We start from the raw sequence: 23,126 nt of genomic DNA, 5'->3' as shown, positions 1-23,126 counted from the left end.
GACAAGAATTTTGATTAACGCTCGGTTTCGACCGAGCCAACTGGAAGCATGCTAATGGCTACGATTCATGTAGACGGCAAAGAATACGAAGTCAACGGGGCGGACAACCTGCTGGAAGCTTGTCTGTCTCTTGGCCTCGATATTCCGTACTTTTGCTGGCATCCGGCGCTGGGCAGCGTCGGTGCTTGCCGCCAGTGTGCGGTGAAGCAATATCAAAACGCGGAAGACACGCGTGGTCGCCTGGTGATGTCCTGTATGACGCCAGCCACCGAAGGCACCTTTATTTCGATTGATGACGAAGAAGCCAAACAGTTCCGTGAAAGCGTGGTGGAGTGGTTGATGACCAACCACCCGCACGACTGTCCGGTTTGTGAAGAGGGCGGTAACTGCCACCTTCAGGATATGACCGTGATGACCGGTCACAGCTTCCGTCGCTATCGCTTTACCAAGCGTACCCACCGTAACCAGGATCTGGGGCCGTTCATCTCTCACGAAATGAACCGCTGCATCGCCTGCTACCGCTGCGTGCGTTACTACAAAGACTACGCGGACGGTCAGGATCTGGGCGTCTATGGCGCGCACGACAACGTCTACTTCGGTCGTCCGGAAGACGGCGTGCTGGAGAGCGAATTCTCCGGTAACCTGGTAGAAATCTGCCCGACCGGCGTATTCACGGATAAAACCCACTCCGAGCGTTACAACCGTAAATGGGACATGCAGTTTGCACCAAGCATCTGCCAGCAGTGTTCCCTCGGCTGTAACACCAGCCCGGGTGAGCGCTACGGCGAACTGCGTCGTATCGAAAACCGTTACAACGGTACCGTTAACCACTACTTCCTGTGCGACCGCGGTCGTTTCGGCTATGGCTATGTGAACCTGAAAGACCGTCCGCGTCAGCCGGTTCAGCGCCGTGGCGACGACGTCATTACCCTGAACGCTGAACAGGCGATGCAGGGCGCGGCAGATATTCTGCGCCAGTCGAAGAAAGTGATCGGTATCGGCTCCCCGCGCGCCAGCATCGAAAGCAACTTCGCGCTGCGCGAGCTGGTCGGGGCGGAAAACTTCTATACCGGCATCGCCCAGGGCGAGCAGGAACGTCTTCAGCTGGTACTGAAAGTGCTGCGTGAAGGCGGTATCCATACCCCTGCGCTGCGCGAAATTGAATCCTATGATGCGGTCCTGGTGCTGGGTGAAGACCTGACGCAGACCGGCGCCCGCGCGGCTCTGGCGGTTCGTCAGGCGGTGAAGGGTAAAGCACGTGAAATGGCAGCGGCGCAGAAAGTGGCTGACTGGCAGATTGCGGCGATCCTCAACATCGGCCAGCGCGCTAAGCACCCTCTGTTTGTAACCAACGTCGACAATACCCGTCTGGATGATATCGCGGCGTGGACCTACTGCGCCCCGGTTGAAGATCAGGCGCGCCTCGGCTTTGCCATTGCCCACGCGCTGGACAACAGCTCACCGGCCGTTGAGCTGGATCGCGACCTGCAAAACAAGGTCGACGTGATTGTTCAGGCCCTCGCAGGTGCGAAGAAACCGCTGATTATCTCCGGAACCAACGCCGGTAGCGCTGAAATCATTCAGGCCGCCGCGAACGTTGCCAAAGCCCTGAAAGGCCGCGGTGCAGACGTTGGCGTGACCATGATTGCCCGTGCGGTAAACAGCATCGGTCTGGGCATGATTGGCGGCGGCTCGCTGGAAGAAGCGTTAAGCGAACTGGAATCCGGTGCCGCTGACGCCGTTGTGGTGCTGGAAAACGATCTGCACCGCCACGCGTCTGCCGCTCGCGTTGACGCCGCGCTCTCCAAAGCGCCGCTGGTGATGGTGATTGACCATCAGCGCACCGCGATCATGGACAAAGCGCATCTGGTGCTCTCTGCGGCAAGCTTCGCAGAAAGCGACGGTACCGTTATCAACAACGAAGGCCGCGCGCAGCGTTTCTTCCAGGTTTACGACCCGGCGTACTACGACAGCAACACCGTGATGCTGGAAAGCTGGCGCTGGCTGCACTCCCTGCACAGCACCGTGCAGAGCCGTGAAGTGGACTGGACGCAGCTCGACCACGTTATCGACGCGGTGGTGGAAAAACTGCCTCAGCTGGCAGGCATTAAAGATGCCGCGCCTGAAGCAAGCTTCCGCATTCGCGGCCAGAAGCTGGCGCGTGAACCGCACCGCTACAGCGGCCGTACCGCTATGCGCGCCAACATCAGCGTGCACGAACCGCGTCAGCCGCAGGATAAAGACACCATGTTTGCCTTCTCGATGGAAGGGAACAACCAGCCGTCTGCGCCGCGTTCGCAAATCCCGTTCGCATGGGCTCCGGGCTGGAACTCCCCGCAGGCGTGGAACAAGTTCCAGGCTGAAGTGGGCGGCTCCCTGCGCCACGGCGATCCGGGCGTGCGTCTGATTGAAGCTTCCGAAACCGGTCTGGACTTCTTCACCACCGTCCCGGCGAGCTTCCAGGCTCAGGATGGTCTGTGGCGTATTGCCCCGTACTACCATCTGTTCGGTAGCGACGAGCTGTCCCAGCGTTCACCGGTCTTCCAGACCCGCATGCCGCAGCCGTACATCAAGCTTAATCCGGCGGATGCCGCGAAGCTTGGCGTTAACGCGGGCGCGAACATCGCCTTTAGCTATGACGGCCAGACCATCAGCCTGCCGCTGATTATTTCTGAAAATCTGACAGCAGGGCAGGTCGGTCTGCCGATGGGTATGCCAGGCATCGCGCCGGTCCTGGCGGGTGCGCGTCTTGATAATCTGCAGGAGGCAAAAGCATGAGTTGGTTAACGCCGGATCTTATCGACATCCTGCTGAGCATTCTGAAAGCGATTGTGATCCTGCTGGTGGTGGTCACCTGCGGCGCGTTCATGAGCTTTGGTGAACGTCGTCTGCTCGGTCTGTTCCAGAACCGTTACGGACCGAACCGCGTGGGCTGGGGTGGTTCACTCCAGCTTGTCGCGGACATGATCAAGATGTTCTTTAAAGAGGACTGGATCCCGCGCTTCTCGGATCGCGTGATCTTTACTCTGGCACCGATGATCGCCTTCACCTCGCTGCTGCTGGCGTTTGCTATCGTTCCGGTCAGCCCGACCTGGGTGGTTGCTGACCTGAACATCGGCATTCTGTTCTTCCTGATGATGGCAGGTCTCGCGGTTTACGCGGTCCTGTTCGCAGGCTGGTCCAGTAACAACAAATACTCGCTGCTGGGTGCGATGCGTGCGTCTGCGCAGACCCTGAGCTACGAAGTGTTCCTGGGGCTCTCCCTGATGGGCGTGGTGGCGCAGGCCGGTTCATTCAACATGACCGACATCGTCAACAACCAGGCCGACATCTGGAACGTGATTCCGCAGTTCTTTGGGTTTATTACCTTTGCCATCGCGGGCGTGGCGGTGTGTCACCGTCACCCGTTTGACCAGCCGGAAGCCGAACAGGAACTGGCCGACGGTTACCACATTGAATATTCCGGTATGAAATTCGGTCTGTTCTTCGTGGGCGAGTACATCGGTATCGTCACCATTTCCGCGTTGATGGTAACGCTGTTCTTCGGTGGCTGGCATGGCCCGTTCTTACCGCCGTTCATCTGGTTCGCGCTGAAAACCGCGTTCTTCATGATGATGTTCATTTTGATTCGCGCAGCGTTACCGCGTCCGCGTTATGACCAGGTAATGTCCTTCGGCTGGAAAGTGTGCCTGCCGCTGACGCTCGTCAACTTGTTGGTAACGGCCGCTGTCATTCTCTGGCAGCAGCCATAAGGGGCTATAGACCATGACCTTAAAAGAATTACTGGTAGGTTTCGGTACCCAGGTACGCAGTATCTGGATGATCGGCCTGCACGCGTTTGCTAAACGCGAAACCCGGATGTACCCGGAAGAGCCGGTATATCTGCCGCCGCGCTACCGTGGCCGTATCGTGCTGACGCGCGACCCGGACGGTTCCGAGCGCTGCGTTGCCTGTAACCTATGTGCGGTAGCGTGTCCGGTAGGCTGTATCTCTCTGCAGAAAGCCGAGACGGTAGACGGCCGCTGGTACCCTGAGTTCTTCCGCATCAACTTCTCACGTTGCATCTTCTGCGGTCTGTGTGAAGAAGCGTGCCCAACCACGGCGATTCAGCTGACTCCAGACTTCGAGCTGGGTGAGTACAAGCGTCAGGACCTGGTGTACGAGAAAGAGGATCTGCTGATTTCCGGTCCGGGCAAATACCCGGAATATAACTTCTACCGGATGGCGGGTATGGCAATCGACGGCAAAGATAAGGGCGAAGCAGAGAACGAAGCTAAGCCTATCGACGTCAAGAGCCTGTTACCGTAAGGAGAGGGCAATGGAATTCGCTTTTTATATCTGTGGCCTTATCGCCATCCTGGCTACGCTGCGAGTGATCACGCACACCAATCCGGTGCATGCGCTGCTGTACTTAATCATCTCGCTGCTGGCCATTTCCGGGGTGTTCTTCGCGCTGGGCGCGCACTTCGCCGGTGCGCTGGAAATCATCGTTTACGCCGGGGCCATCATGGTGCTGTTCGTGTTCGTCGTGATGATGCTGAACCTGGGCGGCTCTGAAATTGAGCAGGAACGTCAGTGGTTAAAACCGCAGGTGTGGATTGGCCCGGCCATTCTGTCGGCCATCATGCTGGTGGTGATCGTTTACGCCATTCTGGGCGTTAACGATCAGGGCATCGACGGGACGCCGATTGGCGCGAAAGAGGTGGGTATCACGCTCTTTGGCCCATACGTTCTGGCGGTGGAGCTGGCCTCAATGCTGCTGCTGGCAGGTCTGGTGGTGGCTTTCCACGTTGGCCGCGAAGAGCGTGCTGGCGAGGTGCTGAGCAACCGCACTGACGACCGCGCGAAAAGAAAAACGGAGGAGCGCGCATGATCCCCTTAACACATGGACTGATCCTCGCTGCGATTTTATTCGTTCTGGGTCTGACCGGTCTGGTTATCCGCCGCAATCTGCTGTTTATGCTGATCGGGCTGGAAATCATGATTAACGCCTCCGCGCTGGCCTTCGTGGTCGCCGGAAGCTACTGGGGCCAGACCGATGGTCAGGTGATGTACATTCTCGCCATCAGCCTCGCGGCTGCCGAAGCGAGTATTGGCCTGGCGCTGTTGCTGCAGCTCCATCGTCGCCGCCAGAATCTGAACATCGATTCAGTAAGTGAGTTGCGTGGATGAACATGCTTGCCTTAACCATTATTTTTCCGCTGATTGGCTTCGTGCTGCTGGCGTTTTCTCGCGGCCGCTGGTCTGAGAATCTGTCCGCGACCGTTGGCATGGGCTCTGTCGGCCTGGCCGCGCTGGTCACAGCGTATGCGGGTATCGACTTCTTTAACAACGGACGCCAGCCTTTCAGCGTGCCGCTGTGGACCTGGATGTCGGTCGGTGATTTCAACATCGGTTTCAACCTGGTGCTGGACGGCCTCTCGCTGACCATGCTCTCCGTGGTCACCGGCGTCGGTTTCCTGATCCACATGTTTGCCTCCTGGTACATGCGCGGTGAAGAGGGTTACTCCCGCTTCTTCGCCTACACCAACCTGTTTATTGCCAGCATGGTCGTTCTGGTGCTGGCCGATAACCTGCTGCTGATGTATCTGGGCTGGGAAGGCGTGGGCCTGTGCTCTTACCTGCTGATCGGTTTCTACTATACCGATCCGAAGAATGGCGCAGCGGCCATGAAAGCGTTCGTCGTGACCCGCGTGGGTGACGTCTTCCTCGCGTTCGCGCTGTTCATTCTCTACAACGAACTGGGCACGCTGAACTTCCGCGAGATGGTGGAACTGGCGCCAGCACACTTCGAGGCAGGCAATAACATGCTGTGGTGGGCAACGCTGATGCTGCTGGGCGGTGCCGTGGGTAAATCCGCACAGCTGCCGCTGCAGACATGGCTGGCCGACGCGATGGCGGGTCCAACCCCTGTCTCCGCGCTGATCCACGCCGCGACCATGGTCACCGCCGGTGTTTACCTGATTGCGCGTACCCATGGCCTGTTCCTGATGACTCCGGAAATTCTGCATCTGGTGGGTATCGTCGGTGCGGTCACGCTGGTGCTGGCAGGCTTTGCCGCGCTGGTTCAGACCGACATCAAGCGCGTTCTCGCGTACTCCACCATGAGCCAGATTGGCTACATGTTCCTGGCGCTGGGAGTTCAGGCGTGGGACGCGGCCATTTTCCACCTGATGACGCACGCGTTCTTCAAAGCGCTGCTGTTCCTCTCATCCGGTTCGGTGATTCTGGCCTGCCATCACGAGCAGAACATCTTCAAGATGGGCGGACTGCGTAAGTCCATCCCGCTGGTCTACGTCTGCTTCCTGGTGGGCGGCGCGGCGCTGGCGGCACTGCCGCTGATCACCGCGGGCTTCTTCAGTAAGGACGAAATCCTTGCGGGTGCCATGGCGAATGGTCATATCAATCTGATGGTTGCGGGTCTGGTCGGTGCGTTCATGACCTCCCTGTATACCTTCCGTATGATTTTCATCGTATTCCACGGTAAAGAACAAATTCACGCTCACGCAGGGAAGGGGATTACCCACCACCTGCCGCTGATTGTGCTGCTGGTACTCTCCACCTTCGTTGGCGCGATGATTGTGCCTCCGCTGCAGGGCGTACTGCCGGCGACAACCGAGCTTGAGCACGGTCGTGTTCTGACGCTTGAAATCACCTCCGGTGTGGTCGCTATCGCGGGTATCCTGATTGCGGCATGGCTGTGGCTGGGCAAACGTACGCTGGTCACTGCCGTGGCCAACAGTGCGCCGGGCCGCCTGCTGGGCACCTGGTGGTACAACGCGTGGGGCTTTGACTGGCTGTACGACATGATCTTCGTTAAGCCGTTCCTGGGCATCGCGTGGCTGCTGAAGCGCGACCCGCTGAACAGCCTGATGAACATCCCGGCGATCCTCTCCCGCTTTGCAGGTAAAGGCCTGCTGTACAGCGAGAACGGTTACCTGCGCTGGTATGTGGCGTCCATGAGCATCGGTGCGGTTGTGGTGCTGGCGCTGCTGATGGTATTGCGTTGATCGTTAAGTGAATTTTATTCGAATTCGTTGAAAATCAGGCCCCTGCTGGGGGCCTTAAAAAGGAATGTAAATCGCCATGTTACTACCCTGGCTAATATTAATTCCCTTCATCGGCGGCTTCCTGTGCTGGCAGACTGAACGCTTTGGCGTGAAGATGCCGCGCTGGATCGCGCTGATCACCATGGGATTGACGCTCGCGCTTGGCCTGCAACTGTGGTTGCAGGGCGGTTACTCACTAACCCAGTCTGCGGGCATTCCGCAGTGGCAGTCTGAGTTCATCCTGCCGTGGATCCCACGTTTCGGCATTACGATCCACCTGGCGATTGACGGTCTGTCGCTGCTGATGGTGGTGCTGACCGGTCTGCTCGGCGTTCTGGCGGTACTCTGCTCCTGGCGTGAAATCGAAAAATACCAGGGCTTCTTCCACCTGAACCTGATGTGGATCCTGGGCGGCGTAATCGGCGTGTTCCTTGCCATCGACATGTTCCTGTTCTTCTTCTTCTGGGAGATGATGCTGGTGCCGATGTACTTCCTGATCGCGCTGTGGGGCCACAAGGCGTCCGACGGTAAAACGCGTATCACGGCGGCAACCAAGTTCTTCATCTATACCCAGGCGAGCGGTCTGGTAATGCTGATTGCCATTCTGGCGCTGGTGTTCGTTCATCACAACGCAACCGGCACCTGGACCTTCAACTATGAAGACCTGCTGAAGACGCCAATGTCACACGGCGTTGAATACCTGCTGATGCTGGGCTTCTTCATTGCCTTCGCGGTGAAAATGCCGGTGGTTCCTCTGCACGGCTGGCTGCCAGACGCGCACTCCCAGGCACCAACGGCGGGTTCCGTTGACCTGGCGGGCATCCTGCTGAAAACGGCGGCCTACGGTCTGCTGCGTTTCGCACTGCCGCTGTTCCCGAATGCCTCCGCGGAGTTCGCACCGATTGCCATGTGGCTGGGTGTGATCGGTATCTTCTACGGTGCCTGGATGGCCTTCACGCAATACGACATCAAGCGTCTGATTGCTTATACCTCCGTTTCCCACATGGGCTTCGTGCTGATTGCTATCTACACCGGCAGCCAGCTGGCGTACCAGGGCGCGGTGATCCAGATGATTGCGCACGGTCTGTCCGCAGCCGGTCTCTTCATTCTGTGCGGTCAGCTGTATGAACGTCTGCACACCCGCGACATGCGTATGATGGGCGGCCTGTGGAGCAAAATTAAATGGCTGCCAGCGCTGTCCATGTTCTTCGCGGTGGCTACCCTGGGGATGCCGGGTACCGGTAACTTCGTCGGCGAATTCATGATTCTGTTCGGCAGCTTCAAAGTGGTACCGGTGATTACCGTGATCTCCACCTTTGGTCTGGTGTTCGCTTCCGTTTACTCGCTGGCGATGCTGCACCGCGCTTACTTCGGTAAAGCGAAGAGCGAAATTGCTGCACAAGAACTGCCGGGGATGTCGCTGCGTGAGCTGTTCATCATCCTGCTGCTGGTCGTACTGCTGGTGCTGTTGGGCTTCTTCCCGCAGCCGATTCTGGATACCTCGCACAGCGCGATGGGCAATATCCAGCAGTGGTTTGTTAATTCTGTTTCTACTACAAGGCCGTAATTCGCCATGACAATAACTCCACAACAACTGATCGCGCTGCTACCGCTGCTGATCGTCGGATTGACGGTGGTGGTTGTGATGCTCTCCATTGCGTGGCGACGCAATCACTTCCTGAATGCCACGCTGTCGGTCATCGGCCTGAATGCCGCGTTAGTCTCACTCTGGTTTGTTGGCCAGGGCGGGGCGATGGACGTCACCCCGCTGATGCGCGTTGACGGTTACGCCATGCTCTACACCGGGATGGTGCTGCTGGCGAGCCTGGCAACCTGTACCTTTGCTTACCCGTGGCTTGAAGGCTACAACGACAACAAAGAAGAGTTTTACCTGCTGGTACTGATTGCCGCGCTGGGCGGCATTCTGCTGGCGAATGCCAACCATCTGGCCGCGCTGTTCCTCGGTATTGAGCTGATCTCTCTGCCGCTGTTCGGCCTGATTGGTTACGCCTTCCGTCAGAAGCGCTCTCTGGAAGCGAGCATCAAGTACACCATTCTGTCTGCTGCCGCGTCGTCCTTCCTGCTGTTTGGTATTGCGTTGCTGTACGCTCAGTCCGGTAACCTCTCCTTCATGGCGCTCGGCAAGAGCCTCGGCGACGGCATGCTCCATGAGCCGCTGCTGCTGGCGGGTCTGGGCATGATGATCGTTGGCCTCGGCTTCAAGCTCTCTCTGGTTCCGTTCCACCTGTGGACGCCAGACGTATACCAGGGTGCGCCTGCTCCGGTGTCGACCTTCCTGGCGACGGCGAGCAAAATCGCTATCTTCGGTGTGGTCATGCGTCTGTTCCTGTACGCGCCGGTGGGTGATAGTGAAGCCGTTCGCGTGGTGCTGGGCATCATCGCGTTCGTCTCCATCATCTTCGGTAACCTGATGGCGCTGAGCCAGACCAACATCAAGCGTCTGCTGGGCTACTCGTCCATCTCTCATCTGGGCTACCTGCTGGTGGCGCTGATTGCGCTGCAGAGCGGTGAGATGTCGATGGAAGCCGTGGGCGTGTATCTGGCCGGTTACCTGTTCAGCAGCCTCGGCGCCTTCGGCGTGGTAAGCCTGATGTCCAGCCCGTACCGTGGTCCGGATGCCGATTCACTGTTCTCCTACCGTGGTCTGTTCTGGCACCGTCCAATTCTATCCGCGGTAATGACCGTGATGATGCTCTCTCTGGCGGGTATCCCGATGACGCTGGGCTTTATCGGTAAGTTCTACGTGCTGGCCGTCGGTGTGCAGGCGCACCTGTGGTGGCTGACTGCCGGTGTCGTTATCGGCTCCGCGATTGGCCTCTACTACTACCTGCGTGTGGCCGTGAGCCTGTACCTGAGCGCGCCTCAGCAGCTCAACCGCGATGCTCCAGGCAACTGGCAGTACAGCGCCGGTGGTATCGTGGTGCTTATCTCCGCGCTGCTGGTGCTGATCTTCGGTATCTATCCGCAGCCGCTGATTGATATCGTGCAGCGAGCGATGCCATTAATGTAAAAACAAAAAACCCGCCTCGGCGGGTTTTTTATGGTTTGCGCCCTCTCCCTGTGGAAGAGGGATGGGGTGAGGGCACCAGCCCGCACAGAACCTAAGCCAGCTGCTTCCTGCTTATAAGCGGCCCGCCAATCTTCTTCATCGAACGATCCAGCACTTCCTCAATCACCGACGACAGCTCGTTCAGCTCAAACTTCGCCACGTACCCGTCCGCCTTCACCTTGCGAATATGATCTTCGTTGGCGTTGCCGGAAAGGGAGGAGTGGATCACTACCGGAATATCCTTCAGAACCGGGTCGGTTTTGATTTTGCGCGTCAGCGTAAATCCGTCCATCTCCGGCATTTCGAGGTCGGTCAGCACCAGAGCGATCTTATCGGTGATGGGAACGCCTTCAGCCTGCGCCTGCGCGGCCAGAACCCCAATTTTTTCCCACGCGTCTTTGCCGGTGATGTGCAGCTGCGCTGGGATCTCCATCGCCTGCAGACCTTTCTCCAGCATCGAACGCGCCACTTTGGAATCTTCCGCCACAATCGCGACTGCGCCCGGCTTGATGTTGAACTTGGTGGTTTTCAGATTGGTGGCGTGCAGATCGTGGTTGGCCGGGGTGATGTCATACAGGATCTGCTCAACGTCCAGTACCATCGCCAGATCGTTGGTATCCGTTTTCTCATCCAGGCAGGCAATGCTGGTGATATAGCGGCCGCTGACGGCCGTTTCCGCCGCGTGCACCTGCTTCCAGTCCAGACGCATGATGTTTTCAACCGACTCCACGGCAAAGGCCTGCACGCTGCGGGCATATTCGGTGATAAGCAGGATGTTCAGCCCGGTGGTAGGCTTACAGCCCGCCACGGCGGCCAGATCGATCACCGGGATCACCTGATCGCGAATATTCACCATCCCCATCAGCGGTGATTTCATCCCGGCGGGTTTTGTGAATTCCGGCATCGGCACAATTTCACGCAGCTTAAAGACGTTAATGCCAAACAGCTCGGATTTATTTTCGTTCAGAGAGGTGCCAAGACGGAACAGCAACAGTTCAAAACGGTTCGACAGGGTGAGATTCGCCCTGTCATCAATATCTTTCTGGAAATTATCCATTCTACCCTCGAGAGAAATGCTGACCTTTTAATCGTTATCGGCATTCTGAGAGAAAAATGAAGGGCTAAACGCTGACCTTAGCGAAATCTTCGGCCAGCTCGCACGCCGGGAACACCGCCAGGCACTCTGCCAGCAGGCTTGCACACCCCCGCGCGTCGTAGCGGGAACTGACGTGAGTGACGATCAGCCTCCCGACGCCTGCGTCGCGGGCAAGCTGCGCCGCCTGACGCGTTGAGCTATGGCCGCGGCCGTTGGCTTTCTCTTCCATCGCCGTTTCCAGCGTGGCTTCGTGCACCATCACGTCAACGCCCCGGGCAAGCTGAAGGGCGGCAGGGCACGGGGCCGTGTCGCCAAAGATAGCCAGCTTCTTGCCCGGCTCGGGCGCGGCGAGATAATCCTGACCGTTGATGACACGACCGTCCTCCAGCGTGACGGTCTCGCCGTGCTTCAGGCGCTGGAACAGCGGTCCGGGTTTTACGCCCGCGGCCATCAGCGCGGCGGCGTCCAGCGCGCCGGGTTTGTCATGCGCTTCAATGCGATAGCCATAGCACTCAACGGGATGATTCAGCGGCTGCGCGCTCACCTTATAATCACCGTCATCGAAAACCAGGCCTTCGCTAATCTCAACGATCTCCAGCGGATAATCCGTCCACGATCCGCTCAGGCGCAGCGCGGTTTCAACAAATTCACGCACACCCGCAGGACCGTAAATCGTCAGCGGATTGGCGTTGCCGGCCATGGAGCGGCTGCACAGCAGGCCCGGCAGGCCAAACAGATGGTCGCCGTGCAGGTGAGTAATAAAAATTTTATCCAGCTTGCCGGGGTGATACGCGGTGTGCAGCAGCTGATGCTGCGTCCCTTCACCGCAGTCAAACAGCCACAGCCCGCCGCGGGTGGGGTGCTTAAGATCCAGCAGAATTGCCGTCACGTTTCGTGAGCGGGTTGGCACGCCAGCGGACGTACCCAGAAAAATCAGTTCCATAACGCAATCAGCCCTTTGCCGAACGGGGAGGGGTTTAGTATAACGTGATGAACCCCAGGAAGGAGAAAGAGATGATCCAGTGGCAAGATTTACATCATAGTGAGCTCACCGTTCATTCGCTCTACGCGCTGCTTAAACTGCGCTGCGAAGTGTTTGTGGTTGAACAGACGTGCCCGTATCAGGACATCGACGGCGATGACCTCGTTGGCGAAAACCGCCATATCCTCGGCTGGAAGGATAACGAGCTGGTGGCGTATGCGAGGATTCTGAAAAGCGAGGACGATGTCGAGCCCGTGGTGATAGGCCGCGTCATTATCAGCGGTAACGCTCGGGGTGAGAAACTGGGCTATCAGCTGATGGAAAAAACGCTGGAGTCATGCCAGAAACAGTGGCCGGACAAGGCGTTATACCTGGGCGCACAGGCGCACCTGCAATCCTTCTATGGTCATTTCGGTTTTATGCCGGTCACCGACATCTACGATGAAGACGGTATTCCGCACATCGGCATGGCGCGGGAAGCGAAACAGGCGTAATGGCGCGTCGTTGTCTATAGTTAGCGGACTGGTGTACTAACATGGAGAAAAATATGTCATTTCAATCCTGGGATACCCGTATCGACGACGACCTGACCTTACTGAGCGAAACGCTGGAAGAGGTGTTACGTTCCTCGGGCGACCCTGCCGATCAGAAATATATCGAGCTGAAAGCCCGTGCCGAGCAGGCGCTCCACGACGTTAAAAACCGCGTCAGCCATGCGTCTGATACTTACTACTACCGCGCCAAAAAAGCGGTTTATCGTGCCGATGATTACGTCCATGAAAAACCGTGGCAGGGCATTGGGGTGGGCGCAGCCGTAGGGCTGGTGCTGGGTCTGCTGCTGGCCCGTCGTTAAGCCGTTTAACCACTCCCTATACGTGGGTACTGATATTTCTTATGGTACCCAGTATAATATGAGGTTTTAACAGGGAGAGGTTCGCGTGAATTCGATTTTCCTCGCGCTGGAACAATTGCGTAGCCATCTTTCGCAAGCGTTACCTGCCACATCCGGCCTGCGTCATTTCGACGTCTCTTTCCCGTTAAACGATGCCTTCGATCCCCTTGCCTGGCTGGGCGAGCAGCAGTGCTATCCCCAGTTTTACTGGCAACAGCGTAACGGCGATGAAGAGCTGGCCGCGCTGGGAGCGGTGGTCCAATTCTCCTCTCTGGCGTTAGCCTCGCAGTTTTTAAGTGCGCAACACGCCCCTGAAGATACCCGAATCTGCGGCCTGAACGCGTTTAACCCGGAGCAGGGCAGCCTCTTTTTACCGCGTCTGCTGTGGCGACGTACCGCTGGCAACGCCACGTTGCGTCTGCAGCTGTGGAGCGACAGCTCGCTTGAGGACGATGCCGACACCGCGCGGGCGTTCTTACAGCAACTGCTTCCCGCCAGACCGATCCGTCCGCTCTCCGTGCAGGTTGAGCGCGAAACCCATCACCCGGAAAAACCGCAATGGCTTAGCCTTATCGGCAAAGCGACAGAGACGATTGCACGCGGTGATTTCGAAAAGGTCGTTCTCGCCCGAGCAACCGACCTGCAGTGTAAACAGCGCGTTAACCCCGTCGCGCTGATGGCCGCCAGCCGCGCCCTGAATTTAAACTGCTATCATTTCTGCATGATATTCGACGCCAGCAACGCGTTTCTCGGCTCCACGCCCGAGCGTCTCTGGCGGCGGCGCGGCAAGCTGCTGCGCACCGAAGCGCTGGCGGGCACCGTCGCCAGCCATACTGACGATAAACAGGCGCAGCGTCTGGGCGAGTGGCTGCTGAATGACGATAAAAACCAGCGCGAAAATATGCTGGTGGTGGAAGATATCTGCCAGCGTCTTCAACACCATACGCAGACGCTGGAGGTGTTGCCGGCTCAGGTCGTCCGCCTGCGCAAAGTGCAGCACTTACGCCGCTGTATCTGGACCGAGCTCAAGCAGGCCGACGATGAGCTGTGCCTGCACGTGCTACAGCCGACGGCGGCGGTTGCCGGGCTTCCGCGACAGCCAGCGCGCGAGTTTATTCAGCACGTTGAACCCTTTAACCGTGAGTGGTACGCCGGTTCGGCCGGGTATTTATCTCCCGAACAAAGCGAATTCTGCGTGGCGCTGCGCTCGGCGCGCGTACAGGAAGACGCTCTGCGGCTTTACGCCGGAGCGGGCATTGTCAGCGGCTCTGACCCGGAGCAGGAGTGGCAGGAGATCGAAAACAAAGCCGCCGGATTGCGCTCTCTGCTCCTAAGGGATTAATACTGATTCGCGCAATCCCGATTCATATCAAAATTCCAATTTTTTCTATTATTTATACTGTGTCGCATTCTTGATACCGGACAATCTCATGTCAGTAAGTTCTTTTAACCGACGCTGGGCGGCGGTGATCCTTGAAGCCCTGACGCGCCATGGCGTCAGGCACGTGTGTATTGCACCGGGTTCTCGCTCAACGCCGCTGACGCTGGCGGCGGCTGAAAACCGGGCGTTTGTTCACCACACCCACTTTGACGAGCGAGGTCTGGGACATCTCGCGCTCGGGCTGGCGAAGGTCAGCAAAGAACCCGTGGCGGTGATTGTCACTTCCGGTACCGCCGTGGCGAACCTCTATCCGGCCCTGATTGAAGCCGGGTTAACCGGTGAAAAACTGATCCTGCTTACGGCCGACCGTCCGCCTGAGCTAATCGACTGCGGCGCCAATCAGGCTATTCGCCAGCCCGGACTTTTTTCTACGCACCCTTCGCAGACGGTTTCGTTACCGCGTCCCACCCAGGATATTCCTGCAAGCTGGCTGGTCTCCACCGTCGATCACGCCATGGCGACATTGCGCAGCGGGGCGCTGCATATCAACTGCCCGTTTGCCGAGCCGCTGTACGGCGAGCTGGACGATACCGGCCTTGACTGGCAGCGGTCGCTCGGCGAATGGTGGCAGAGCGAAAAGCCGTGGCTGCGCGAGCAGACGCATCTTGAGAGCGCGAAACAGCGCGACTGGTTCTTCTGGCGGCAGAAGCGAGGTGTGGTCATCGCCGGGCGCATGAGCGCCGCCGAAGGCAGGCTGGTCGCCGAATGGGCGCAAACCCTCGGCTGGCCGCTGATTGGCGACGTGCTTTCCCAGACTGGCCAGCCGCTGCCGTGCGCCGATCTCTGGCTGGGTAACGCGAAAGCGGTTACTGAGCTTTCGCAGGCGCAGATTGTGGTCCAGATTGGCGCAAGCCTGACCGGAAAACGTCTGCTGCAGTGGCAGGCGACCTGCACGCCGGAAGAGTACTGGGTGGTGGACGCGCTGGAAGGGCGGCTCGACCCGGCGCACCATCGCGGCCGTCGTCTGGTGAGCAAAATTGATAGCTGGCTGGAACTGCACCCGGCGGAAAAACGTCAGCCCTGGGCGGTGGCGATCCCTGAGTTGTCGCGTCAGGCGTGGGAAATCACCAAAGCGCGCTGTGAGACATTCAGCGAGGCCGGGCTGGCGCACCGTATTCGCCAATACCTGCCGGAACAGGGGCAGCTGTTTGTCGGCAACAGCCTGGTCGTGCGGCTGATCGATGCCTTTTCGCAGCTGCCGGTGGGCTACCCGGTGTACAGCAACCGCGGTGCCAGCGGCATCGACGGGCTGATCTCGACGGCGGCGGGGGTGCAGCGCGCCAGCGCGAAATCGACGCTGGCGATCGTGGGCGATCTCTCCGCGCTCTACGATCTCAACGCGCTGGCGCTACTGCGTCAGGCGTCCGCGCCGTTTGTGCTGATTGTGGTCAACAACAACGGCGGGCAGATTTTCTCCCTGTTGCCAACGCCCCAGAGCGAGCGCGAGCGCTTCTACCTGATGCCGCAGAACGTGCAGTTTGAACACGCCGCGGCGATGTTCAGCCTGAAATACCATCGCCCGGAAAGCTGGGAACAGCTGGAAGCGGCGTTAAGCACCGCCTGGAAGCAGCCGGGCGCGACGCTGATTGAGCTGGTGGTGAACGAGGCCGATGGCGCGCAGACCCTGCAAAGCCTACTGGCGCAGGTGAGCCAGCTGTGATCCTCTCGGGCGTGCAGCAGGCCGGAAAACCGGGCTATCCCTGGCTGGTCTTTTTGCACGGTTTTTCCGGCGACTGCCGCGAGTGGCAGGCTGTCGGGAAGCAACTCGGCGAGTATTCCCGGCTCTATCTTGACCTGCCGGGCCACGGTGAGTCCGGAGATATTGCCGTGACGGGGTTCGACGAGATGAGCACGTTGCTTACTCGAACCCTGCTTAGTTACAACATACTGAACTTTTGGCTGGTGGGGTACTCCCTCGGCGGCCGCATTGCGATGTTTCATGCCTGCCAGCAGCCAAAGGGGCTGCTGGGGGTGATCGTTGAAGGTGGACATCCGGGCCTGCAGGATGAGGATGAGCGTCACGCGCGGTGGATATCCGACCGCCGCTGGGCGACGCGTTTTCGCACCGAACCGCTGGAAAAGGTCTTAACCGACTGGTATCAACAGCCGGTATTCGCTTCCCTCACTGACCACCAGCGCAAGGCGCTTATCGCCCTGCGCAGCCAGAACAACGGCGCGACGCTGGCGAAGATGCTCGAAGCAACGTCGCTGGCCGTGCAGCCCGATTTGCGTGCCGCGATTAGCATATGCAATTTCCCTTTTGACTATCTCTACGGTGAACGTGACCAGAAGTTCGCGGCCCTGGCCGCTGAACTGGACGCCGTTCGCCATGCGATTCCAAACGCCGGACACAACGCCCACCGGGAAAACCCCGACGCGGTTGCCGCGAGTCTGGCTCAGATACTGCGTCTTCGAATAAAGGACACTCTATGATCTATCCTGATGAACACATGCTTTATGCGCCGGTTGAATGGCAGGACTGCTCCGAAGGCTACACCGACATTCGTTACCACAAATCCGCCGACGGCATTGCCAAAATCACCATCAACCGTCCGCAGGTGCGTAACGCCTTCCGTCCGCTGACCGTCAAAGAGATGATTCAGGCCCTGGCGGATGCGCGCTACGACGACAGTATCGGCGTGATCGTGCTGACCGGTGAAGGCGAGAAGGCCTTCTGCTCCGGTGGCGATCAGAAGGTGCGCGGCGACTACGGCGGATACCAGGACGATGCGGGCACGCACCACCTGAACGTCCTCGATTTCCAGCGCCAGATCCGCACCTGCCCGAAACCGGTGGTGGCGATGGTGGCGGGCTATTCCATCGGCGGCGGCCACGTGCTGCACATGATGTGCGACCTGACCATCGCTGCTGAAAACGCCATCTTCGGCCAGACCGGCCCGAAAGTGGGCTCCTTCGACGGCGGCTGGGGTGCCTCTTACATGGCGCGCATCGTCGGGCAGAAAAAAGCCCGCGAAATCTGGTTCCTGTGCCGCCAGTACAACGTACAGGAAGCGCTGGATATGGGCCTGGTGAATACCGTGGTGCCGCTTGCCGATCTCGAAAAAGAGACCGTGCGCTGGTGCCGAGAGATGCTGCAAAACAGCCCGATGGCGCTGCGTTGCCTGAAAGCGGCACTTAATGCCGACTGTGACGGTCAGGCGGGTCTGCAGGAGCTGGCGGGTAACGCCACCATGCTGTTCTACATGACCGAAGAGGGTCAGGAAGGGCGCAACGCGTTTAACGAAAAACGCCAGCCAGACTTCAGCAAATACAAACGGAACCCGTAATGCGTCGCGCGCAGGTTTACCGCTGGCAGATACCGATGGACGCGGGCGTGGTGCTGCGTGAACGGCGTTTAAAAACCCGTGACGGCTTCTTCGTGCATTTGCAGCAGGGCGAGCGGGAAGGCTGGGGCGAGATTTCGCCTCTGCCGGGCTTTAGCCTGGAGTCGCTGGATGAGGCGCAGTCTGCATTGCTGACGTGGGTAAAGGCGTGGCGTGAGGGCGCAAACCCGGCATTACCGGACACGCGTTCCGCCGCCTTTGGCATCAGTTGCGCGCTGGCGGAGCTGGACGGTAGCCTGCCGGAAGAGGCTAACTATCGCGCGGCACCGCTCTGCACGGGCGACCCGGACGAGCTGTTCGCGCTGCTCGCCGCCATGCCGGGCGAGAAAGTGGCGAAAATCAAAGTCGGTCTCTACGAAGCGGTGCGTGACGGCATGGTCGCCAATCTGCTGCTGGAAGCAATCCCCGATCTGCACCTGCGTCTGGATGCCAACCGCGCGTGGACGCCGCTTAAGGCACAGCAGTTCGCCAGGTACGTCAACCCGGCGTACCGCAGCCGCATTGCCTTCCTCGAAGAACCGTGCAAAACCCGCGATGACTCGCGCGCCTTTGCCCGCGAAACGGGGATCGCCATCGCCTGGGATGAAAGCCTGCGCGAGGACGATTTTGAATTTGTCGCCGAGCCCGGCGTCAGCGCGGTGGTGATTAAGCCGACGCTAACCGGCAGCCTGACGAAGGTGCGCGAGCAGATCTCGGCGGCGCACGCGCTGGGGCTGACGGCGGTGATCAGCTCGTCGATAGAGTCCAGCCTGGGGCTGACCCAGCTGGCGCGCATTGCCGCCTGGTTAACGCCGGACACGGTTCCCGGCCTCGACACGCTGAACCTGATGCAGGCTCAGCTTCTCCGCGAGTGGCCTGCCAGCACGCTGCCGTGCCTCGACGCAGAGGCGCTGGAGCCGTTGCTATGAGTTTTACCGACTGGCCCTGGCGTCACTGGCGCGCGCTTTTTGCCGATAAACCGGCCCTGAGACTGAATGATGAAGCGCTTACCTGGCAGCAGTTGTGCGCGCGCGTCGAGCGCCTTGCGGCAGGGTTTCACCAGCAGGGTGTGGCGGAGGGCGACGGCGTACTGCTGCTGGCCTATAACCACCCGCAAACGCTGCTGGCATGGCTGGCGCTGCTTCAGTGCGGGGCACGTATTCTTCCCGTTAATCCGCAGCTGCCGCGCCCGCTGCTCGACGTGCTGATCCCGCAGATGACGCTGCGCTTTGCGCTGGTGCTGGACGGCAGCTACGACGGCCTTCATGGCCTGAGCATGTGCGAGCCAGCGGATGCGTACTGCGCTGCGTGGCAGCCGGCGCGGCTGACCACCATGACGCTCACCTCCGGCTCCACCGGGCTGCCGAAGGCGGCGGTGCATACCTGCGCCGCCCATCTTGCCAGCGCCCGCGGCGTGCTGTCGCTGATGCCCTACGGGGATAATGACGACTGGCTGCTTTCGCTGCCGCTGTTTCACGTTTCCGGCCAGGGGATTTTTTGGCGCTGGCTGCAGGCCGGTGCGCGCTTAACCGTGCGCGAGAAGCAGCCGCTGGAGCAGGCGCTACGCGGCTGCACCCACGCCTCGCTGGTGCCGACCCAGCTCTGGCGTCTCCTGAATAGCGAAAGCCGCATCGCACTGAAAGCGGTGCTGCTCGGCGGGGCGGCCATTCCCGTGACGCTGACGCAAAAGGCCCGGGAACAGGGCGTTCGAACGTACTGCGGCTACGGCCTCACCGAGTTTGCCTCTACCGTCTGCGCAAAAGAGGCTGACGGCGATCCGGACGTGGGCCGTGCACTGCCGGGCAGAGAGGTGCAGGTCGTTAACGGTGAAGTCTGGATCAAAGCGCAGAGCATGGCTTCCGGCTACTGGCGGGACGGCGCGCTGATACCGCTGATCAACGCGCAGGGCTGGTTTGCCACTCGCGATCGTGGGGAATGGCATGGCGACCGTCTGACGATTTTAGGCCGCATGGACAATCTCTTTTTCAGCGGTGGAGAGGGGATCCAGCCGGAATCGCTGGAGCGCGTTATCGCCGCGCATCCGCAGATTAACCAGGTGTTTATCGTCCCGCTGGATGACGCCGAGTTTGGACAGCGTCCGGTGGCGGTGGTGGAGTGCGAGCCGGGAACGGATATCACCCGTTTCCCGACCTGGGTACAGGGCAGGCTGGCGCGCTTTGAGCAGCCCGTTCACTGGCTGGTGCTGCCGGCTGAGCTAAAAAATGGCGGGATTAAGATCTCCCGCCAGGCGTTAAAGCAGTGGGTCAATGCCCAGCTGTCCGTATAGTTAGCCGATATCCGGCTCCGGTTTGCGCTGGCGACGACGCAGCAGGCGCAACACCGGCGGCACCACAATCACCATGACCGCGAGCGCTAACAGAACCTTCGCGACGCTGCTGTCCCACAGTATCGACACATTACCGTTGCTGATGGAAAGGGCGCGGCGCAGGTTCTGCTCCAGCATCTCACCCAGCACAAAGCCCAAAATCAGCGGAGACATTGGGAAGTGCATTTTTCGCAAGATGTAGCCGAACACGCCGAGGACCACCATCAGCACGAGGTCAAACGTGGTGCTGTGCACCGCGTAAACCCCCACCGCAGAGACGGCGGCAATGGCGGGCACCAGGAACCACAGCGGAATCGTCAGCATGCGGGTGAACAGCCCAATCAGCGGGATATTCATCACCAGTAGCATGACGTTGGCGATCAGCAGCGCGGCAATCAGCCCCCAGACAATATCAGGCTGCTCGGTAAACATCGCCGGGCCGGGCGTGATGTTATAGAGCGTCAGCGCGCCCATCATCACCGCCGTGGTGCCGGATCCCGGCACGCCCAGGGTCAGCATCGGGATAAACGAGCCGCAGGCCGAGGCGTTATTGGCCGCCTCAGGCGCGGCGACGCCGCGAATATCGCCTTTACCAAAGCTGTCGCTATTGCCGCTGAGCTTCTTCTCGGTCATGTAGGTGATGGCGCTGGCGATAGTGGCCCCGGCGCCCGGCAGGATGCCGACGAAGAAGCCAATCACCGACGAGCGCAGCGTGGCGCCGATGCACTGCGCGCCCTCTTTAGCGCTAAAGAGCATCCGGCCGGTTTTGCGCACCAGCGTCTGCCCGCTGCTGGTATGCTCCAGCATCAGTAAGATCTCAGAGACAGAGAACAGGCCGATCACGACGACAATGAACTGCACGCCATCGGACAGGTGAACGCTGTCGAAGGTAAAGCGATAGACCCCGGTGTTGGCATCCACGCCGACGGTGGCTAACCCTAAGCCAATCAGCGCGGATAAAAACGACTTCAGCGGATTTTGCGCCATCATGCTGCCGAGGCAGGCAATGGCGAACACCATCAGGGCAAAATATTCTGCCGGACCAAACGCCAGCGACCACTGGGCTAGCGCAGGAGCGAACAGAATGATGCCGCCAATGGCAATCAGTGAGCCAAAGAATGAACTGACCGCAGAGATGGAGAGCGCCACGCCGCCGCGTCCCTGCCGCGCCATTGGGTAGCCGTCCAGCGCGGTCATGATCGCCGCCGCATCCCCCGGCACGTTAAGCAGGATCGACGAAATGCGTCCGCCATATTCACAGCCGATGTAGACCGTTGCCAGCAGGATCAGCGCCGATTCCGCAGGCAGATGCAGGGCAAACGCCAGCGGGAGTAAAATCGCCACGCCGTTGATCGGCCCAAGGCCCGGCAGCAGGCCGACAATCGTGCCCACGAAACAGCCGATCAGGGCGATCACCAGGTTTTCCGGGGTCATCGCCACGGCGAACCCCTGCGAGAGGTAAATCCAGGTATCCATAGCGTGCTCCGTTAATTAAGCCAGGCGCCGAGCGGTAACGTCACGTCCAGCAGGCGGTCAAAGGCGTACCACAGTAAAATCCCCATCACCACGCCTGAGATCCCCGCCGCGGGGAGGGTGGCGTTAAACAGCATGCCGATGACCATCGTCAGAATGGCGGTCGCCACCGGGAAGCCGAGCCACTCAAAGCCCCAGGCATACATCAGCAGGACAATCACCATCACCAGCAGACGCTGCAGAATGCGACGCGGCGGCCACTCGACGGTATCCGGGTGGCGAAGCAGCAGCGCCACCGAGCAGAGCAGCATCAGGCCGACGATGCCCATCGGGAAGGGGCGGGGTCCCACGGGTTCATAGCTGTATTCGCTGTGGATCTGCCAGGCGACAAACATCCCGCCAACGCAGAGCAGCAGCCATATCCCGGCAAAAATACGATCGCTCATAGCGCCTCCGGTTATTTCGCCAGGCCAAAGGCTTTCGCCTGTTCGCGGTAGCCATTCACCTGTTTTTTGACGTACTCATCCAGTGGCTTACCGGTCAGGTTAAACTCAAACAGTCCGCGCAGATCGCGCTGTTTCTTAAACTCTTCGGTCTGCTGGAGCTTGTTGAACGCGTCGACCCACCACTGGTACTCGGCGTCGGTCACTTTTGGCCCGACGAAGAAGCCGCGGATGATCGGCCAGACCAGGTTATAACCCTGTTCTTTGGCGGTCGGGACGTTCGCCAGCTGGCCCGGCAGACGGTTTTCCGAGAAGACCGCCAGCACGCGGATTTTATCCCCGCTCAGGTACGGCACCATCTCGCTGAGATCGCCGGAAACGGCCTGAACGTGGTTGCCCATCAGCGCCGTGACCGGTTCGCCGCCGCCCTCAAAGGCCACGTAGCGCATCTTGTGCGGGTCAACCTTCGCCTGCTGGGCGAGAAGGGCCGCTTTCATCCAGTCCTGGCTGCCGATAGACGCCCCTGCGCCAATCACCACGCTGTTCGGATCTTTTTCCATAGCGGTCAGCAGATCTTTCAGGGATTTCCACGGGGAATCGGCACGCACGGCAATCATTCCGTAGTCGGTGCCGACGGTCGCCAGCCAGCGCACGTCGTCCACACCGTAGCGGCCAAACTTGCCCTGCGACAGGTTCAGCAGCGAGCCGCCGGAGAAGGCCACCACCGTTCCCGCTTCCGCCGGACGTTGCGCGACAATCGCGTTATAGGCCACCGCGCCCACGCCGCCTGGCATGTAGGTGACGCGCATCGGTTTCTCAATGGCCTTCGTCTCCAGCAGGCTGACCTGAATAAGCTTGCAGGTGAGATCGAAACCGCCGCCCGGTTTGGCCGGGGCGATACATTCGGTACGGGACGGAGCGTCCTGGGCCTGAACGACAGAGGTACTCAACAGCAACACGCTTGCAGCAAGGGTAGAAAGTAATTGTTTTTTCATCGTTTATCCTCACGCCGGGGGTACGGGTCTTTTTTT

The 23,126-nt window shown here is 59.5% G+C and carries 21 protein-coding genes; 16 read left to right on the top strand and 5 right to left on the bottom strand.

Features of this window, described 5'->3' with window-relative positions:
- Nucleotides 1-54: 54 nt before the first annotated feature.
- The 8 genes from nuoG (at nucleotide 55) to nuoN (ending at nucleotide 10,080) form a co-directional block, all read left to right on the top strand.
- Nucleotides 55-2,778 (top strand): NADH-quinone oxidoreductase subunit NuoG, encoded by a 2,724-nt coding sequence (nuoG, locus tag IM273_RS21090; protein ID WP_193050962.1) that lies wholly within the window; start codon nucleotides 55-57, stop codon nucleotides 2,776-2,778.
- Complete coding sequence (gene nuoH / locus IM273_RS21085) at nucleotides 2,775-3,752, top strand: NADH-quinone oxidoreductase subunit NuoH (protein WP_008500211.1); 978 nt, start codon at nucleotides 2,775-2,777, stop codon at nucleotides 3,750-3,752. Before nuoG ends, nuoH begins: the two co-directional genes overlap by 4 nt.
- A 13-nt stretch (nucleotides 3,753-3,765) precedes the next feature.
- Nucleotides 3,766-4,308 carry an NADH-quinone oxidoreductase subunit NuoI gene (nuoI, locus tag IM273_RS21080; RefSeq protein WP_003861491.1) on the top strand — a complete coding sequence of 181 codons (543 nt, stop codon included), beginning with the start codon at nucleotides 3,766-3,768 and terminating at the stop codon, nucleotides 4,306-4,308.
- A gap of 10 nt (nucleotides 4,309-4,318) precedes the next feature.
- Nucleotides 4,319-4,873 carry an NADH-quinone oxidoreductase subunit J gene (gene nuoJ, locus IM273_RS21075; RefSeq protein WP_008500212.1) on the top strand — a complete coding sequence of 185 codons (555 nt, stop codon included), beginning with the start codon at nucleotides 4,319-4,321 and terminating at the stop codon, nucleotides 4,871-4,873.
- A complete protein-coding gene (gene nuoK / locus IM273_RS21070; RefSeq protein WP_003861496.1) occupies nucleotides 4,870-5,172 on the top strand; it encodes an NADH-quinone oxidoreductase subunit NuoK in 303 nt (100 codons plus the stop codon). The genes nuoJ and nuoK overlap by 4 nt, the downstream gene beginning before the upstream one ends.
- Nucleotides 5,169-7,010 (top strand): NADH-quinone oxidoreductase subunit L, encoded by a 1,842-nt coding sequence (gene nuoL, locus IM273_RS21065; protein WP_193050960.1) that lies wholly within the window; start codon nucleotides 5,169-5,171, stop codon nucleotides 7,008-7,010. The genes nuoK and nuoL overlap by 4 nt, the downstream gene beginning before the upstream one ends.
- 76 nt (nucleotides 7,011-7,086) lie before the next feature.
- Nucleotides 7,087-8,616 carry an NADH-quinone oxidoreductase subunit M gene (gene nuoM / locus IM273_RS21060; RefSeq protein WP_008500214.1) on the top strand — a complete coding sequence of 510 codons (1,530 nt, stop codon included), beginning with the start codon at nucleotides 7,087-7,089 and terminating at the stop codon, nucleotides 8,614-8,616.
- Nucleotides 8,617-8,622: 6 nt separating this feature from the next.
- Nucleotides 8,623-10,080, top strand: coding sequence for an NADH-quinone oxidoreductase subunit NuoN (gene nuoN, locus IM273_RS21055; protein WP_193050959.1), 1,458 nt, complete (start codon nucleotides 8,623-8,625; stop codon nucleotides 10,078-10,080).
- A gap of 91 nt (nucleotides 10,081-10,171) precedes the next feature.
- Here nuoN and IM273_RS21050 read toward each other — a convergent pair whose 3' ends face one another.
- Both IM273_RS21050 and rbn read right to left on the bottom strand, forming a co-directional pair.
- Nucleotides 10,172-11,176 carry a chemotaxis protein gene (locus tag IM273_RS21050; RefSeq protein ID WP_028013927.1) on the bottom strand — a complete coding sequence of 335 codons (1,005 nt, stop codon included), beginning with the start codon at nucleotides 11,174-11,176 and terminating at the stop codon, nucleotides 10,172-10,174.
- A gap of 64 nt (nucleotides 11,177-11,240) precedes the next feature.
- Nucleotides 11,241-12,158: a ribonuclease BN gene (gene rbn, locus IM273_RS21045; protein WP_028013926.1), complete on the bottom strand. Its 918-nt coding sequence runs from the start codon at nucleotides 12,156-12,158 to the stop codon at nucleotides 11,241-11,243.
- Between the two features lie 71 nt (nucleotides 12,159-12,229).
- On the opposite strand from rbn, the gene IM273_RS21040 reads away from it, so the two are divergent.
- The 8 genes from IM273_RS21040 to menE all read left to right on the top strand — a co-directional run bounded on the left by IM273_RS21040 (nucleotide 12,230) and on the right by menE (nucleotide 20,140).
- The gene (locus tag IM273_RS21040) at nucleotides 12,230-12,691 is read left to right on the top strand and encodes a GNAT family N-acetyltransferase (protein ID WP_045629890.1); all 462 of its coding nucleotides are present in this window, start codon (nucleotides 12,230-12,232) and stop codon (nucleotides 12,689-12,691) included.
- 53 nt (nucleotides 12,692-12,744) lie between these two features.
- Nucleotides 12,745-13,050: a stress response protein ElaB gene (gene elaB / locus IM273_RS21035; RefSeq protein WP_028013924.1), complete on the top strand. Its 306-nt coding sequence runs from the start codon at nucleotides 12,745-12,747 to the stop codon at nucleotides 13,048-13,050.
- Between the two features lie 85 nt (nucleotides 13,051-13,135).
- On the top strand, nucleotides 13,136-14,431 hold the full coding sequence (gene menF, locus IM273_RS21030) for an isochorismate synthase MenF (RefSeq protein WP_045259697.1): 1,296 nt from the start codon (nucleotides 13,136-13,138) through the stop codon (nucleotides 14,429-14,431).
- A gap of 88 nt (nucleotides 14,432-14,519) precedes the next feature.
- A complete protein-coding gene (gene menD / locus IM273_RS21025; protein ID WP_136343571.1) occupies nucleotides 14,520-16,190 on the top strand; it encodes a 2-succinyl-5-enolpyruvyl-6-hydroxy-3-cyclohexene-1-carboxylic-acid synthase in 1,671 nt (556 codons plus the stop codon).
- The gene (menH, locus tag IM273_RS21020; RefSeq protein WP_193050958.1) at nucleotides 16,187-16,963 is read left to right on the top strand and encodes a 2-succinyl-6-hydroxy-2,4-cyclohexadiene-1-carboxylate synthase; all 777 of its coding nucleotides are present in this window, start codon (nucleotides 16,187-16,189) and stop codon (nucleotides 16,961-16,963) included. Before menD ends, menH begins: the two co-directional genes overlap by 4 nt.
- Nucleotides 16,960-17,817: a 1,4-dihydroxy-2-naphthoyl-CoA synthase gene (gene menB, locus IM273_RS21015; RefSeq protein ID WP_193050957.1), complete on the top strand. Its 858-nt coding sequence runs from the start codon at nucleotides 16,960-16,962 to the stop codon at nucleotides 17,815-17,817. Before menH ends, menB begins: the two co-directional genes overlap by 4 nt.
- A complete protein-coding gene (gene menC, locus IM273_RS21010) occupies nucleotides 17,817-18,782 on the top strand; it encodes an o-succinylbenzoate synthase (RefSeq protein WP_193050956.1) in 966 nt (321 codons plus the stop codon). The genes menB and menC overlap by 1 nt, the downstream gene beginning before the upstream one ends.
- On the top strand, nucleotides 18,779-20,140 hold the full coding sequence (menE, locus tag IM273_RS21005; RefSeq protein WP_193050955.1) for an o-succinylbenzoate--CoA ligase: 1,362 nt from the start codon (nucleotides 18,779-18,781) through the stop codon (nucleotides 20,138-20,140). Before menC ends, menE begins: the two co-directional genes overlap by 4 nt.
- On the opposite strand, the gene IM273_RS21000 is transcribed toward menE, so the two are convergent.
- The 3 genes from IM273_RS21000 to IM273_RS20990 are packed head-to-tail and all read right to left on the bottom strand — an operon-like array spanning nucleotide 20,141 to nucleotide 23,090.
- Nucleotides 20,141-21,655, bottom strand: a complete 1,515-nt coding sequence (locus IM273_RS21000) for a tripartite tricarboxylate transporter permease (RefSeq protein ID WP_041908947.1) — start codon at nucleotides 21,653-21,655, stop codon at nucleotides 20,141-20,143.
- 11 nt (nucleotides 21,656-21,666) lie between these two features.
- Complete coding sequence (locus IM273_RS20995) at nucleotides 21,667-22,098, bottom strand: tripartite tricarboxylate transporter TctB family protein (protein ID WP_014884622.1); 432 nt, start codon at nucleotides 22,096-22,098, stop codon at nucleotides 21,667-21,669.
- 11 nt (nucleotides 22,099-22,109) lie between these two features.
- Nucleotides 22,110-23,090 (bottom strand): tripartite tricarboxylate transporter substrate binding protein, encoded by a 981-nt coding sequence (locus IM273_RS20990; RefSeq protein WP_028013916.1) that lies wholly within the window; start codon nucleotides 23,088-23,090, stop codon nucleotides 22,110-22,112.
- Nucleotides 23,091-23,126 lie beyond the last annotated feature (36 nt).

Source organism: Enterobacter cloacae complex sp. P13B (assembly GCF_014895915.1).
Lineage (GTDB): Bacteria > Pseudomonadota > Gammaproteobacteria > Enterobacterales > Enterobacteriaceae > Enterobacter > Enterobacter bugandensis.
Note: the sequence above shows the minus strand (reverse complement) of the source record. Positions and strands in the feature narration are given on the sequence as shown.